Genomic DNA, 13,910 nt, shown 5'->3' with positions numbered 1-13,910 from the left:
TCCAGATTTCGTATTCGTCCTGGGCTGCGACTTCGTTACTTCAAATCCTCGTGGCAGCACGTACTCGCTGCTCACGGTATAGTCGCAACGAAAAGTGGGCCAACTCGGAAATGGTTCGTTGACCTTACAGTTCCGTTCAGCGTCTGAATGCTTCTGATAATCGGACGCTGTCAGGTGGTTTCCTTCAAGTTGGGATTCCGGGGAAAGCCATATCCAATCACGGAAATGATAATCTCGAACCGATCGATCCGCGCACCGCGCAGCAACTCTACCTCGACCACAAGGAGACGCAATCGATGGAGTGGACCGTTCGCGGCCACCGCTACCGGACGAACCACTTCGTCCGCTGGTGCGACGAGAAAGACATCGACAACATGAACGACCTCACGGGGCGGCACGTACACGAGTACCGTCTCTGGCGGAAGGAGGACGGCGACCTCAACACCGTCTCGCTCCAGACGCAGATGTGTACGATCCGCGTGTTCCTCCGCTGGTGCGGATCGATCGAGGCGGTCGATCCGGACCTGCACACCAAAGTCATGGTCCCGCAGGTCCCGCCGGAGGAGCAACAGCGCGACGAGTTAGAAAGCCAACTCACGGAGCTGAAAGCGGAGCAAGAAGAGCTCGCGGCGGAGTACAACGTTGGATCGCTCACGGAGTTCCGAGAGCGACTCGCTACGGACGAGTTGTCGGCTGAAGAGCTTAGAGAGCATCGCAACGTGATCGCTACATGGGAAGCGATCAACACGGAACTCGGGCTCGTAAAGCATGCGCTCCAGCTGTACGGAGATGTCGTCGAACTCTCCTCGTCCCGAACCGACTCGCGTTCGTCGTTCGCTTAATGGTTGTATTTCTCGCTAATCGGGCGAACTTGCAGAGCAAACGGCTCCACGACCGTATCCAGCAACGGCTCAGTGCTGACTGTGACAACGTTCGACGACGGCGTGCTGAGCCGCGCGAAGCTGGCCCGTATTATGTCATTGGCGACGTGAATCCGCGACAGTTTCTCGACGATGACGAGTATCCAGCGACAGGCGCTCGGGTCGAGGTCGGGTTCCAGCTACGAACGAGCGATCCGTATGAGCACTACAGGATCAACTGGATTGAGCCGGACCGAAGTCTGCTGGTCAGCTGGCACCAAGATGACACTCACCACGACCTCGGACCGGTACACTTGCAAGTGAACGACGGCTCGACGGTCGTCGCTCACGAACAAGCGCAATTCATCGACACGCATCCGCTCGACGTCGTTGAGCAGAGAATCAAATCGTTTCGAGATGCGATCCTCGCCGTCAACTGGGAGGGGGAACGACCAATCGGGTTCGACACGTCTGCGCCTCTCTTCGAGTAATGCCAAAGATGCGTTTTGATTTAGAAATACGATGTCTGACCACCCAAAATTTTATCAACTATACAACCGTTTGGGCTAATTGGAATCCCAAGACGGAGGCGACCCGCGTTCAGAAGTGAATCAACTAAGCGGCGAAATCGAGGGGACATCGGTTCCCTCGAACGCCGTGAACGGAACCGTTGAACGCTAAACCTGGCGTTTCCGAGTGTCTAAGAAGCGTTCAGAAGCTGAGTGGGCCAACTCGGATTTGAACCGAGAACCTCCACCTTATCAGAGTGGCGCTCGACCTAATTGAGCTATTGGCCCGCGTCCGCATCAGTCAGTTGTGCGGTTATATGTTTAAGCGTTTCTTTCTCTCGGACCCGTGCGAACCGCTACCGAGCGAAGGGGTCGTCGCTATCGTCGCTCGAGTCCGTCTCCTCGTCGCCGAACTCGATCGTGTACGAGTCCTCGTCGTTCGAATCGACCGAGTAGGCGTCCTTGCCGAGGTCGTAGGTCCCGCCATCGGTCGATTCGGTTCGGCTCGCCCCCGATTCGTTCTCGTCCGGGAAGCCGAACGTCCAGACCTTGCCGCTGGCGAAGCCGCCAGTCTTCTTGTCCGCGTACGGGACGATCACGTAGCGTTTGAGCGCGGTTCGGATCGGGATCCGGGTCAGCGGAACGACCAGCAGGAAGCCGATCAGGTCCGTGACCAGACCCGGCGTGAGCAGAAACGCTCCGGAGGCGATCAGGAACCCGCCGTCGAGCAACTCGTTGGTCGGCGGTCTCCCCTCGGCGAGCGACCGCTGCATCTTTCGGATCGTCCGCCGTCCCTCGGCCCGCACGAGCAACATTCCGACGAGACCGGTCAACACGACCAGCAGGACCATCAGCGTCCAGCCGGTGTAGGCGGTCGCGACGAACCCGAGGAGCACCGCATCGAGAAACGGGATCAGCAGTAGCGCAAGGATCCACCGGAGCATACCGCAATATAGCCGTTGCCGGGTGAAAACCCTTTACACTCGTTTCGCGACGCGGACGTTCGCGGCGGAGCGGATCGATCCGTCCGTCCGCTCGAACCCGAACGAAGCTCTTAGGCCGCGGACGGCCAACGGACCAGTATGAACGATCAAACGCGCGTCGAGTGGCGCGAGTGGGGCCAGGACGCCTTCGACGAGGCCGCTTCGGCCGACGTCCCAGTTCTGTGTTCGCTCACCGCAGCGTGGTGCGATCACTGCCACGAGATGGATGCGGAGACCTACGCGGAGCCGCGGATCGCGGCACACGTCAACGACGGCTTCGTCCCGGTTCGAGTCGACGTCGACCGTCATCCGCGCGTGCGCGATCGGTACAACATGGGCGGCTTTCCGTCGACGGTCTTTCTCGCCCCGGACGGGAACGTCCTGACCGGCGCCGGCTACCTCGGCCCGGACGGGATGCGCCAGGTGCTCGACAGCGTCCGCACGATGTGGGAGACGAAAGGCAGCGGCGCCGCTCGCGTCCCCCGGGCGCTTCGAGAGGACGAGCCGCCGGCCGGCGCGCTCTCGAGCGACGACGAGGCGTCGATGCTCGGCCAGCTTACCGAGGCCTACGACGAGGTTGCCGGGGGCTGGGGGTCGGGACCGAAGTTCCCGCTGCCCGACGCGCTCGAGTTCGCGCTCAAGCGCGACCGCGAGATGGCGCTGCGCTCGTTCGACGCTGTCAGCGCGAACCTGCTCGACGAGTACGAGGGCGGCTTCTACCGGTTCGCGACCGAACGCGACTGGTCGGGGCTCCAGCACGAGAAGCTGCTCGACTCCAACGCCGCGCTCGTACGCGCGTTCGCGAACGCCTACCTCCACACGGGGAAAGACGAGTACCGCGACCCCGCCGAACGCACTATCGAGTTCCTGACGACGACGCTGTGGAACGCCGACGCCGACGCGTTCGCGAACAGTCAGGCCCCCGGAGACGCGGCGAGCTACAGCCTCGAGCCCTCCGAGCGCGAGGCTGCCGACGATCCGCCGGTCGACGAGGGCGTCTTCGCCGGCCCGAACGCGCTGGCGATCGAAGGGCTGCTCACCTACTACGCCTACACGGACGACGAGCGGGCACGGCGGTACGCCGAGCGCGCGCTCGCGACGCTCCGGGAGGAACTGCTCGTCGACGGCGTCGTCGCACACGCACTCGAGGACGGCGACACCGCCGACGAACCGGTGTGCCTGCTCTCGAACCAGGCCCGCGGGCTCGCCGCCCTGACGACGGCCGGGAGCACGCTCGAGACGGACGTCCTCGCAGATGCGACGGCGATCGCCGACGCGACGATCGACCGGCTCCGTGAGGGGGACTCGTTCGTCGACAGCGCGGCCGACGGCGTCGGACTGTGCGACCGACCGCTGCGACCGCTGGACGCGAACGTCGCCCTCGCCGACGGACTGGCCGAGCTCGCGGTGCTCACTGGCGAGGATCGATACCGACGGATCGCCAGAGAGACGCTCGAGGACTTTGCCGGCGCCAGTGACCGCTTCGGCGTCCAGATAGCCCAGTACGCGACGGTCGTCTCCCGGCTGCTCGAGGGGCCGCTCGTGCTCCGTGTCGGTGACGATCCCGGTTCGGACCTCCATCGCGCGGCGTTGCGCCTCGCGGATCACGAGAAGGTCGTCGTCCCGGGAGCCGACGGGCTGGAATCCGGTACCGCACGCGTCGAACGCGGCGATCAGGTCTCACCGCCGGCCGAAACTCCGGAGAAGTTGAGCGATCGAGTCCGGACAGTTCTCGAGTGAGCTACGGGGGTAAGACGCCGCAGGTCAGAAATTCAGCAAACTACCACAGCGTTTTTGTTTCTCGGGTGAACCTCTGTTCGTATGGCCAGTCTCAGGGATCTCGGGCTCTCCGAGTACGAGGCTCGAGCGTACCGAGCACTGCTGAACACCGGTCCCACGACCGCCAAGGAGCTATCGCGCGCGAGCGACGTGCCGATGGGGCGGATCTACGACGTGCTCAACAGCATCGAACAGTACAATCTCGTCCGCAGCCAGACCGCGAGTCGGCCGAAGAAGTACGTCGCCGTCGAACCCTCGACCGCGCTGGATCGCCTGCTCGACGACAAGAAGCGCGAACTCGAGGAGAAGGCGGAGCAGTACGAGTCGATCGTCGATAACCTCGCCAGCGAACTCGACGCGGCGGACCCCGTCGAGGAGCAGTTCTGGACCGCCGCCGTCGGCCCGGAGGAGACGGTGGATCTGTTGCTGGAGCGGCTGGCGGCCGCGGACGAGCACATCGTGATGGTCTTTGCCGATCCCGTTCCCGCGCGAGATATACAGGTCGTCAGCGAGGAGATCCACGCGGAGATCGAGAACGCGCTCGACCGCGGCGTGGCAGTCGACATTCTGATGACACGAGAGATGGTCAACTCGCTCTCTCCGAAGGTCGGCGAGCGCTATCGGGACGTGTTACAGACGCGCGACAACTACGACGTCCGAACCAACGACGCCGTTACCGGCTCGTTCAACGTTATCGACAGCGTCGAAGTCTGCATCCAGGTTCCGAACCCGCTCTCGTCGGGCGACGCGTTCGGGATGATCGATCTCAAGGATCCGGAGTTCGCCGCGAAGGTCAACTCCGAGTTCGTTCCGCGGTGGGAAGAGGCAGAGCAGCTCGTACTCGACAGCGGCAACTGAAGATCGGTCCTGACTCGATTCGACAGCGCCGATCTTCCTCTCGCCGTGCAGTCGGCACACCAATGGCTACAGTCGCCTCGCTAGTCGTCGACTTCCGAACGCAACTGATCCATCTCGACGATTCGTTCGGCGTGAGCGTTGTGCTGGTGAATCGACTCGTCGTTCGACTGTTTCATCGTGACCACGGCGTCGTCCGGCAGGTGATCGAACTCGTCGACGACCCCCTCGGCCATCGACCGCACGCAGTCCTCGACGAACTTCGCGTCCGCGTGGGCCGCGTACGTCATGTGATCCTCGTCGGGTCGCTTTGCGAGGTTGTAGATCCGCGCGCTCATCGAGTCGCGGGCGATGTCGATGACGTCGTTGAGGTCGACGTCCGGATCGCCGTTCGCTTCGACGGTCAGCGTCGCGTGCCCGCGCTGGGAGTGACCCGGCTGTGGCACCTGGTCGAGAAACTCCGTGATCGTCTCCTCCTCGACGCCCAGGTCCTCGAGCGTCTGTTTCGCGCGCGCGGCGGACATCCCCTGCGAGCAGGGACAGACCGTCATTCCGACGACCTTCGCGCCGATCTCCTCGCGGGTACCCTCCTCGGTCGCCGAGGCGGCCGCGATGATGTCGACCGTGTGCTGGGTTTCGCGGTCGCTCGCGGGCGTCTGCTCGCGGCGCATGAACTCCGCCTCCATCGAGACCTCTGCGCGCGAAGTGTAGTCGTGTTTGCCGAGGAGTCGTTCGGCGACCTCGCCGCAGACCTCCTCGACGCGGTAGGCCTCGTCCCTGGTGGCGTCCTCGAGGATCTCGTCGATGACCTCCATGTTGCGGCTCATGTCCGCGCCCTTTCGCCAGGCGGGGAGGTCGACGAAGACCTCGAACTCGGCCGTCAGCACGATCGGTCGTTTGTCCTCGCGGGCGATCTTGACGAGTTTCTCGACGCCGGTGACGCCAACCTGACTCAGGCCGACGGTAACGTCGGGGGACGACGCCTGCACGTCCGGAAGCTGTTGACTCATTGTCCGTATTCAGGGTAGCGTGCGATTAGACCTTTCGGAACCGGTACTCCCTCCTTCGACGTGAGTTTCGGTGTCGAACGAACACGCTCGTGCCGGAACCTCCGGCAGCGGGTGGTGTTCGGGAACGCTCGTTTCTTTAAGTGTCTCTGGTCACAAGGTGGAGCTATGACGGGAAGTCGTCCGTTCTCGGGGTGTCCTACAAACGGTGAGCGCTGCAGCCATCGCTCGTCGACTCAAGGATCTCTTCGCTTCGATCACCCGCTCGCTCTTTAAGTGTCTCTGGTCACAAGGTAGAGCTATGACGGGAAGTCGTCCGTTCTACCGCACTCAACTCCGTTCGAGCGACGCGTGTGGTACGCCCTCGAGCGAGGACGAGGGCCGGAGCACTTGTCCACTCTCGAAACGTAGCGGACGACGGTAACGATGGGATCGGTCCCCGCTCACGTGCGCGAAACGGTCGACGATCAACTCGCCGAGATCGAACGCGCCCACGAAGTGTCGGTCGTGTTGGCGGTCGCCCGCGGGAGTCACGCCTGGGGCGCGGCGAGTCCGGCGAGCGACTACGATGTCGGCTTCGTCTACGCGCCGACGGACCTGCGGCGGTACGCCCACCTCGAGGGCGTCGACGACGTTACCCTCGCGGAGCGCGACGCGTTCGAGTACCAGGGCTGGGACGTCCGCAAGTTCGCGGCGTTGCTCGCCGACTCGAACGACGGTGCGATCGATCTCCTCCGGAGTCCGATCCGATACCGCGCCGCGTACGACCCCGACGAACTGGCCGCGTACGTCGAGCGAACGTACAACCCCATCGACCTCTACCACGCGTGGCGAGGGATCGCCGCGAACAACTACCGCAAGTACCTCTCCGAGCACCTGGTTCGGAGCGACGGTCGGCTCTTTCCGATCCTCGAGGCGCGCGCAGACGAGTACGTCGTCGAGGACGACGACGGGACGACGACCGTTTCTGCGGACGACGAACGGTTCACCGAGACGCGGACGAGGCTGACGGTCAAACGAAACCTGACGGTCTGCCGCGCCGCGATGGCCGCGCGCTACCTGCGAGCGACCGGCGAACGCGGCGACCACGAGCTCCCGGCGCTCGAGTTCGAGACGTTCCTCGACCAACAGGCTCCGTCGGCGTTCGACGCGGCCCGAATCGACCGCGCTCGAGCGCTACTCGAGCGAAAGCGGGATGGTGAGGGCGACGTTCGGGTCGGCGACGCGGTGGGTCGGGCGTTCGCCCACCCGTCGAAACGGATCGATCCCGAGATTCACGCTCGAGACGGACCCAGTCGGAAACGACTGGACGAGTTCATCGACGAGATGCTCGAGACGGTACGGTGACGCGGGTCGCGGCGGCGCACCGCCCGTCCGTTCTTTAAGTGTCTCTGGTCACAAGGTAGAGATACGACGGGAAGTTATCCGTTCGACTGGTTTCGATCGTTCCTCAGCGACGCGTCCGGTATCCCACTTCGGCACTGGTGTTCTCACTCGAGCCGTTTTCGTTTTAAGTATCTCTGGTTACAAGGTAGAGCTATGACGGGTAGTCGGTCGTTCTACCGTTCTCGGACGCTCCAGCCGGGCGACTGTCGTTAATCGAGGGGCCGGTTTCCTTTGAGTAGTTCTGGTCACAAAGTAGAGCTACGAAGGGCTTTTTCGCACCTGATTGTATCGGGCGATTGTACTTCTGAACGACGTGTTAATCGGTTTAGCAGTCCCAACGGCGGCAAAACGAGCAAGTCTTTTTCCGTCTCCCGGTCTGAGCGACACACGATGTACGACGACGGTGTTGACTCCGGGCCAGCCCTCCAGCGGGACCCCGATCCCGACGGCCGGGACGGTGACCGCCGCCTCGAGACGCGCCCCGGCTCCGGGTCACTCTCCCGAGCAGACGTCCAGCGCGATTCGACCGTCCGCCAGTGGGGCGTCGTCACGCCGAGCGCGACCGTCATCGGTCGCGCTGAGTCGCCCGACGAGGAGCTCCCGGAGAGCGTCCGGCGGCTCCACGACGAACAACACGGCGCGACGCCGGGATACAGCGAGCGCGCCCACCGACTCGACCGCCTGCGGACGACCCAGGCGCTGTGTAACGCCCTCGATCTGACGCCGTGGCAGCGAGACCTCGCGCTCGGCGTGATGGACGAGATCGACCTCACCGAGTTCGGCAGCCAGCGCGCGATTCCGAAGGTCGCCCTGGTCGTCATCCGCCACGTGGTCGACGTCGACCGCCAGGCGTACTTCGGCCTCGACGATATCGACGCCTCGGCGCTGTCACCCGACCGGATGGACGAGCTGTTCGGCCAGTACCGCGCCCACGATATCACGGACGAGGAGGCGTTCAAGCGACTCGCGGCCCAGTACGGCCTCGACACGACGAATCTGAACCGCCTCCGTCGAGTGCTGAAATCGCAACTCGAGGACGAACTCCCGGCCTACGGCCGTAACCCCTACCGGGACCCGAACCTGCCGAGCCTCGAGGCCCGCACCGACGAGGAGTCGAGCGACGCGACTGGCGACTCCGAGACCGACGACGCCGGCGAGTAACCCGGCCGAAGGGCCGCTGCTCGAGGGAGCTCACTCGAACTTCAGGCTCGCCCGGTTCCCGAGCCAACTGCCGGTGACCGGTGGCTTTTCCGTCGCGAACACCTACCGCGAGCATGTCCGACACGGAGCAGATCGATCGACTCACGCTCTATGCCGACTACGTCTGTCCCTTCTGTTACCTGGGCAAACAGTCGCTCGAGCGGTACCGCGACGAACGAGACGGGTCACTCGAGGTCGAGTGGCACCCGTTCGACCTGCGGCGGGGGAAGCGAAACGACGACGGTTCGATCGATCACTCGGCCGACGACGGGAAAGACGACGATTACTTCGAGCAGGCGCGGGAGAACGTCCGTCGACTCCGGGAGGAGTACGACGTCGAGATGGCCCAGGAGCTGGCGATCGAGGTCGACTCGCTGAACGCACAGCTCGCCTCGTGGTACGTCTCGGGAACCTACCCGGACCGGTGGGCCGACTTCGACGCGGCGATCTACGAGGCCCTCTGGCAGGACGGACGCGACATCGGCGATCCCGACGTGCTGACCGCCCTCGCTACCGACGCCGACCTGCCAGAGGACGAAATTCGGGAGGCGATCGAGGACGACGGGCTTCGGGCGGAGCTCGAGGATCGGTTCACCGACGCCCAGCAGCAGGGAGTCACCGGCGTGCCGACGTTCGTCCACGACGGGTACGCGGCCCGCGGTGCGGTGCCGCCGGCGCAGCTCGAGCGCCTGATCGACGGCGACGACTGATCACTCGAGTTTCTCGAGCCCGTCGAAGAAGCTGGCCTGCGGGCCGACGAGCGTAACGGGGTCGTCGGCGACCGAAACCTCGACCGTCGCCGGCGGCTCGAGTTCCTGCCGGTTGCGGCCGTCGCTGATCGCGTACGCAGTCTCGGCTCCGGAGACGGTAAGCGTGATCTCTGCGTCGGAATCCACGACCAGCGGCGGCATCGAATCGATCGCGGCCATCTGTGTCACGACTAACGCGTCGGCCGTGGGGTGGACGAGCGGTCCCCGTTCGCTCAGGTTGTACGCGGTCGACCCCGTGGGCGTGGCGACGAGAACGCCGTCGGCGTGGCTCTCGGCGTATCGCTCGCCGTCGACGCGGATCTCGACGGTGACGCCGCCGCCGCGGCCCCGCCGCGGGCCGTGGACGAGAATCTCGTTGAGCGCCGGGTCGAGCGTCCAGTCGTCGCCGCTCGCCCGGAGCCGAGCGAGCTTTCGGCTCTCGACGTCGCCGGTTTCCCGGAGCGTCGCGACGAGGTCCCTGACGGCGGCAACGGCGGCCTCCGGTGCGACGGCGTTGAGAAAGCCGACCTCGCCGAGGTTGACGCCGAGGATCGGCGCGCTGCCGACCTCGCGGGCGACGAACAGGAGCGTACCGTCGCCGCCGATACTCACGACGAGATCGCGGTCGGCCATCGCCGCGACCGGGACGTGATCGCTGTCGATCGCAGTCCCAGTTTCCTCGTCGACGACCGCGACGGTGTCGTCCGCTCGCTCGAGCGTCTCGACCAGCGTCGCGGCGAGTTCCTGTGCCCGCTCGTTGTCACGTTGTGCGACGATTCCGACGGCGACGTCCATCGTCGGCGGCTAGCCGTCCGCGGACAAAAAGTCATGCGTCCCGTCGGCTGTCGGCCGATCAGACGCCGCCGTCAGTAGCGACCCGTTTCAACGCGTTCTCGCGAGTAAATCCGGATTGATCGCGCGTTCGCGGTCCATACTTTTGCGGCCGACCCGTGACCGGACCGGTATGGCGGAACGGACGACAAGCGACGACGTGATGACTCGGGCCGAACTCGCGTCGTACCTCTCGAGTCTCGCCCAGGAGTTCGACGACGGAAGCGAAGAGATCGCCGTCGCCGTCGGCAACAAAACCGTCTCCCTCAGTCCACCGGAGAACGTCAACGTCTCGGTCGACGTCGTGGAGCGCTCGTCGATACTCCGGGGGGAACGCGAAACCATCGCCATCGAACTGAGTTGGAAACCCTGAAATGTCGGCCGAGGACGCCGTACTGGTCTTCGTTCTCAGTCTGCTGGTGGGGACGGTCGCCATCCTCGCCGGGGCGCGACTGGTACTCGACACGGACGCGGGGGTTCCAAACGCCGCGCTGACGGCGCTGATCGGCGCACTCGCGTGGGCCCTCGCGAGTTACTTCGTCGGCTGGATTCCGATTCTGGGCGTGCTGGTGATGCTCGTCGTCTGGATCGGCGTGGTAAACTGGCGGTATCCCGGTGGCTGGGGGACGGCGGTCGCGATCGGATTCGTCGCCTGGCTCGTCGCCGTCGGTATCGTCTACGCGTTTGCGATGGTCGGCATCATCGCACCCGAAGTGCTCGGCGTGCCCGGCGTGTAGATCGACCGGCGCTACGCCCGGTAACCTTGCCGTACCAACGCGCATATTGATATATCGTCTCCCACAACAGGGAAGAGAATGCGCCGTTCGCACGTGGTCGCAGTCGTCCTCATCGCAGCCGCGTTTCTCTTCATCGGCGGTCCCTCGCTGTTGTTCTCGAGTTCGATCGACGAACCGACCGAGGACGCACAGGAGACGCCGGAACTGGTCTCGCTGGAGGACTCCGAGAGCGAGTTCTGGCGGTTCCTCAGCCCGCAGGAACGCTTCCAGGAGCGGAGCCCAGTAAACGTCATCGTCCGCGGTGAGACCGACGACGTGCTCTGGGCGATGAGCGAACGGGGAGACGGCGACTGGGAAGAGGTCGAAGAGAAAGAAGAGGAAGCCGAGGATGGCCCCGGGAACGACACGATTCTCGAGAACAATACCGTCCTCGAGAATACCACGGTCCTCGAGGAGGACGGTCGCCACGCGACCGGTATCGCCTGGGGTGAGGCCACGGGGGCGACTCGCTACGCCTGGATCGACCCTGGCCCGGGCGAGGACGGCTACTGGGCGACCGAGTCGCTCCAGTTCGAGGACGGCGACTACTACGGCCAGCGCTACCACATCCGGCTCTACGAGAGCCCGAACGAGGACGACGAGTGGCTCGCCATGCAGGCCCACACCGAACACTTCGACTGGTTCACCCTCCGTCACCGCGTCGACGGCGTCGAAGCCGCCCAGTCGAAAGTCGAGACGGACTTCATGGATCATCCCCGCGTCGACACGGAAGAGGACGTTCGCCGGATCTATCTCGACAACGCCGGCCCGTCGGACGCCAACGGCTGGGCGACCGTCGTCGACCTGACGGGGATGGTTGTACTCCCCGCGGGAGCCGGACTGGTAGCCAACCGTCGCGTTCGACGCGCCAGCAGTGCCGGAGAAACCCTCGAGGAACGACCGGCCGAGCGCGAGTCGAGCGGGCTCGGCGGTCGCCTGACCGACCACGATCGCCAGCGGATCGCGGCCGCCGCCGGTCGGCTCGAGGCCGGCCACGTTATCCTGTTGTTTACCATCCTCGCGCTGTTGCTCGGCGTTCGGATGGGCGGACTGCTCCTCGAGCGGCGCACTCACTTCCTCACCCCACACATGATCGCGGCACTGCTCTACCCGGTGATTGCGGTCGGAATCCCGACCGCGACCTATCTGATCGCGCGCGGGCTCACTCGACGGCTCGACGCTGCGATCGTCGCCGCCGGTTCGCTGTCACTGGCCATCTGGCTCGACTACGGGCTGCTCGGTGTCGACGCGATCCCGCTCGACGTTGTCCTCCAACGGATGCTCGTCGTCATCGCTCTCGGGCTGATCGCCGCCGGTGCGGCCAAACGGGCGACTCGAGAGTCCCGATTCAACGACCTACTGCTCGCCGGCGTCGCTATGTGGGTGCTGGTGCTCGTCGGGATCCTGTTCGGCTACCTGTAGCGGTTTCGGCTCTTCGCCGTCCGGTCTTGTCCTCTCGAGGAACACGTGCGAGCAGTCGGTATACGGTCCGCACGGCCGTAGGACCGGTATGGAAACCTGTCCACACTGTAACGAGCCGCTGGAACTCGCCGTCGAACCCGAATCGGTGATCGTTCACGAGGGGACAAGCAGTCGAAGGATCGAACCCGACGTGTTCACCTGTTACTCGTGTGACGCCGTGCTGTTCGCGACGGTCAGCCGAGAACTTGCCGGGGACTGAGCGGTTGTGAGTGGCTGCTCGAGAAGGATGCACCGACCCGGGAGTCGAACGAGAGCCAGGCGCTCGACCCCGCTCCGCTCGTCCGCTTCGACTGGCAGGGCTCACTCCCCTCGACCGCAAGTGCGGCTCGCGCTCTTGTTCGCCGCAAAAGTGCGCCGACCGGGAGTTGAACCCGGGCTATAAGCTTGGGAAGCTTATGTCCTGCCACTAGACCACCGGCGCGTTCGTCGCTGTACTCTTCACGCGCCGAGGCTCGCAAATTCGGAGGATTTGCTCACCACCGGCGCAGACTCACTTCGTTCGTCTGCCCCGCGGATCGCGATTCCTGCGAAATCGCTCACCGCCGGCGCGCGACGCTTTCGTCACCCGAACGTAGCTGCCGATTACACTTCAACGTAGCGTTCCGCACGAATCCTCGAGAATCGACCGGCCGTCCACTTTTTTCGGTCGAGGGGAGCCTATTAGGCCGATCCATACGTACACTCGGCCGATGATCGACCTTCGGTTTTCGGACGCGGAACTGGAACGACGACACGACCACATTACGAAGTTCATCCGCGGGCAGATCGACGCGGCGGGCGTAGACGGCGCCGTCCTCGGACTCTCCGGCGGGATCGATAGCACCCTCGTCGCCAACCTCTCAGTCGACGCGCTCGGCGCCGAGAACGTCCACGGGCTCGTCCTGCCCGCACGCGTCAGCGGCGACGAGAACATGAGCGACGCCGAGCGCGTCGCGCGAAACCTCGAGATCACCCACGACGTGATCGAGATCGAGCCGATCGTCGACTCGCTGCTCGGCGCCTATCCCGAAGCGGAGAGCGACCACGAGGCGGTCGGCAACGCTCGAGCGCGCGTTCGGGCCGTGCTGAACTACCTGGTGGCGAACCACGAGAATCGAGTCGTGCTCGGAACGGGCAACCGCAGCGAGGCCGCCGTCGGCTACTTCACCAAGTACGGCGACGGAGCGGTCGACTGTCACCCGATCGGTAACCTCTACAAGGCACAGGTGCGCCAGCTCGCCCGTCACGCGGGTGTCCCCGACGATCTGGTGACCAAGACCCCCACCGCGGAGCTGTGGGCCGATCAGACCGACGAGGAGGAGATGGGGATCGGCTACGAGACGCTCGACTCGATCCTCGCGACCCACGTCGACGGGCCGCTGTCGGTCGACGCGACGGCTCGAGAGCTCGAGATCGAGCCGGAGACCGTCGAACGGATTCGCGGAATGTACGAGCGCAGCGCGCACAAGCGCCGGGTGCCGCCGGCCCCGGAGCCGCTCGACTAACACGCTCGG

General features: G+C 64.6%; 15 protein-coding genes and 2 tRNA genes. 12 read left to right on the top strand and 5 right to left on the bottom strand.

The window, feature by feature from the left end:
• Nucleotides 1-296: 296 nt before the first annotated feature.
• Both NED97_RS02070 and NED97_RS02065 read left to right on the top strand, forming a co-directional pair.
• A complete protein-coding gene (locus NED97_RS02070) occupies nucleotides 297-842 on the top strand; it encodes a DUF7342 family protein (protein ID WP_252489070.1) in 546 nt (181 codons plus the stop codon).
• Nucleotides 842-1,351 (top strand): hypothetical protein, encoded by a 510-nt coding sequence (locus tag NED97_RS02065; protein WP_252489069.1) that lies wholly within the window; start codon nucleotides 842-844, stop codon nucleotides 1,349-1,351. The genes NED97_RS02070 and NED97_RS02065 overlap by 1 nt, the downstream gene beginning before the upstream one ends.
• A 232-nt stretch (nucleotides 1,352-1,583) precedes the next feature.
• On the opposite strand, the gene NED97_RS02060 is transcribed toward NED97_RS02065, so the two are convergent.
• Together NED97_RS02060 and NED97_RS02055 are read right to left on the bottom strand one after the other, a co-directional pair.
• Nucleotides 1,584-1,657, bottom strand: a tRNA-Ile gene (locus NED97_RS02060).
• Nucleotides 1,658-1,725: 68 nt separating this feature from the next.
• On the bottom strand, nucleotides 1,726-2,313 hold the full coding sequence (locus NED97_RS02055) for an FxsA family protein (RefSeq protein ID WP_252489068.1): 588 nt from the start codon (nucleotides 2,311-2,313) through the stop codon (nucleotides 1,726-1,728).
• A gap of 138 nt (nucleotides 2,314-2,451) precedes the next feature.
• On the opposite strand from NED97_RS02055, the gene NED97_RS02050 reads away from it, so the two are divergent.
• Both NED97_RS02050 and NED97_RS02045 read left to right on the top strand, forming a co-directional pair.
• Entirely contained in the window at nucleotides 2,452-4,092 is a 1,641-nt protein-coding gene (locus NED97_RS02050) for a DUF255 domain-containing protein (RefSeq protein ID WP_252489067.1), read from the top strand.
• Between the two features lie 81 nt (nucleotides 4,093-4,173).
• Complete coding sequence (locus tag NED97_RS02045; RefSeq protein ID WP_252489066.1) at nucleotides 4,174-4,989, top strand: TrmB family transcriptional regulator; 816 nt, start codon at nucleotides 4,174-4,176, stop codon at nucleotides 4,987-4,989.
• 80 nt (nucleotides 4,990-5,069) lie between these two features.
• Here the strand turns inward: NED97_RS02045 and mptA are convergent, their stop codons facing one another.
• Nucleotides 5,070-5,996, bottom strand: a complete 927-nt coding sequence (gene mptA / locus NED97_RS02040; protein ID WP_252489065.1) for a GTP cyclohydrolase MptA — start codon at nucleotides 5,994-5,996, stop codon at nucleotides 5,070-5,072.
• Nucleotides 5,997-6,419: 423 nt separating this feature from the next.
• On the opposite strand from mptA, the gene NED97_RS02035 reads away from it, so the two are divergent.
• The 3 genes from NED97_RS02035 (at nucleotide 6,420) to NED97_RS02025 (ending at nucleotide 9,289) form a co-directional block, all read left to right on the top strand.
• Nucleotides 6,420-7,340, top strand: coding sequence for a nucleotidyltransferase domain-containing protein (locus NED97_RS02035; protein WP_252489064.1), 921 nt, complete (start codon nucleotides 6,420-6,422; stop codon nucleotides 7,338-7,340).
• A 429-nt stretch (nucleotides 7,341-7,769) separates the two neighbouring features.
• Nucleotides 7,770-8,540: a DNA-directed RNA polymerase subunit epsilon gene (locus NED97_RS02030; RefSeq protein ID WP_252489063.1), complete on the top strand. Its 771-nt coding sequence runs from the start codon at nucleotides 7,770-7,772 to the stop codon at nucleotides 8,538-8,540.
• Between the two features lie 113 nt (nucleotides 8,541-8,653).
• The gene (locus NED97_RS02025; protein ID WP_252489062.1) at nucleotides 8,654-9,289 is read left to right on the top strand and encodes a DsbA family oxidoreductase; all 636 of its coding nucleotides are present in this window, start codon (nucleotides 8,654-8,656) and stop codon (nucleotides 9,287-9,289) included.
• On the opposite strand, the gene NED97_RS02020 is transcribed toward NED97_RS02025, so the two are convergent.
• The gene (locus tag NED97_RS02020) at nucleotides 9,290-10,123 is read right to left on the bottom strand and encodes an NAD(+)/NADH kinase (RefSeq protein ID WP_252489061.1); all 834 of its coding nucleotides are present in this window, start codon (nucleotides 10,121-10,123) and stop codon (nucleotides 9,290-9,292) included.
• 169 nt (nucleotides 10,124-10,292) lie between these two features.
• On the opposite strand from NED97_RS02020, the gene NED97_RS02015 reads away from it, so the two are divergent.
• The 4 genes from NED97_RS02015 (at nucleotide 10,293) to NED97_RS02000 (ending at nucleotide 12,616) form a co-directional block, all read left to right on the top strand.
• On the top strand, nucleotides 10,293-10,532 hold the full coding sequence (locus tag NED97_RS02015) for an amphi-Trp domain-containing protein (RefSeq protein WP_252489060.1): 240 nt from the start codon (nucleotides 10,293-10,295) through the stop codon (nucleotides 10,530-10,532).
• A 1-nt stretch (nucleotide 10,533) separates the two neighbouring features.
• The gene (locus NED97_RS02010; RefSeq protein ID WP_252489059.1) at nucleotides 10,534-10,896 is read left to right on the top strand and encodes a hypothetical protein; all 363 of its coding nucleotides are present in this window, start codon (nucleotides 10,534-10,536) and stop codon (nucleotides 10,894-10,896) included.
• Nucleotides 10,897-10,974: 78 nt separating this feature from the next.
• Nucleotides 10,975-12,357, top strand: a complete 1,383-nt coding sequence (locus tag NED97_RS02005) for a hypothetical protein (RefSeq protein WP_252489058.1) — start codon at nucleotides 10,975-10,977, stop codon at nucleotides 12,355-12,357.
• 88 nt (nucleotides 12,358-12,445) lie between these two features.
• Complete coding sequence (locus NED97_RS02000; RefSeq protein WP_252489057.1) at nucleotides 12,446-12,616, top strand: hypothetical protein; 171 nt, start codon at nucleotides 12,446-12,448, stop codon at nucleotides 12,614-12,616.
• A 151-nt stretch (nucleotides 12,617-12,767) separates the two neighbouring features.
• Here the strand turns inward: NED97_RS02000 and NED97_RS01995 are convergent.
• Nucleotides 12,768-12,838, bottom strand: a tRNA-Gly gene (locus NED97_RS01995).
• Between the two features lie 268 nt (nucleotides 12,839-13,106).
• Here NED97_RS01995 and NED97_RS01990 point away from each other — a divergent pair.
• Nucleotides 13,107-13,901, top strand: coding sequence for an NAD+ synthase (locus NED97_RS01990; protein ID WP_252489056.1), 795 nt, complete (start codon nucleotides 13,107-13,109; stop codon nucleotides 13,899-13,901).
• The last annotated feature ends 9 nt before the right edge of the window (nucleotides 13,902-13,910 follow it).

Origin of the sequence: Natronococcus sp. CG52 (assembly GCF_023913515.1) — an archaeon.
Lineage (GTDB): Archaea > Halobacteriota > Halobacteria > Halobacteriales > Natrialbaceae > Natronococcus > Natronococcus zhouii.
This window is presented reverse-complemented; position numbering and strand designations above follow the sequence as displayed.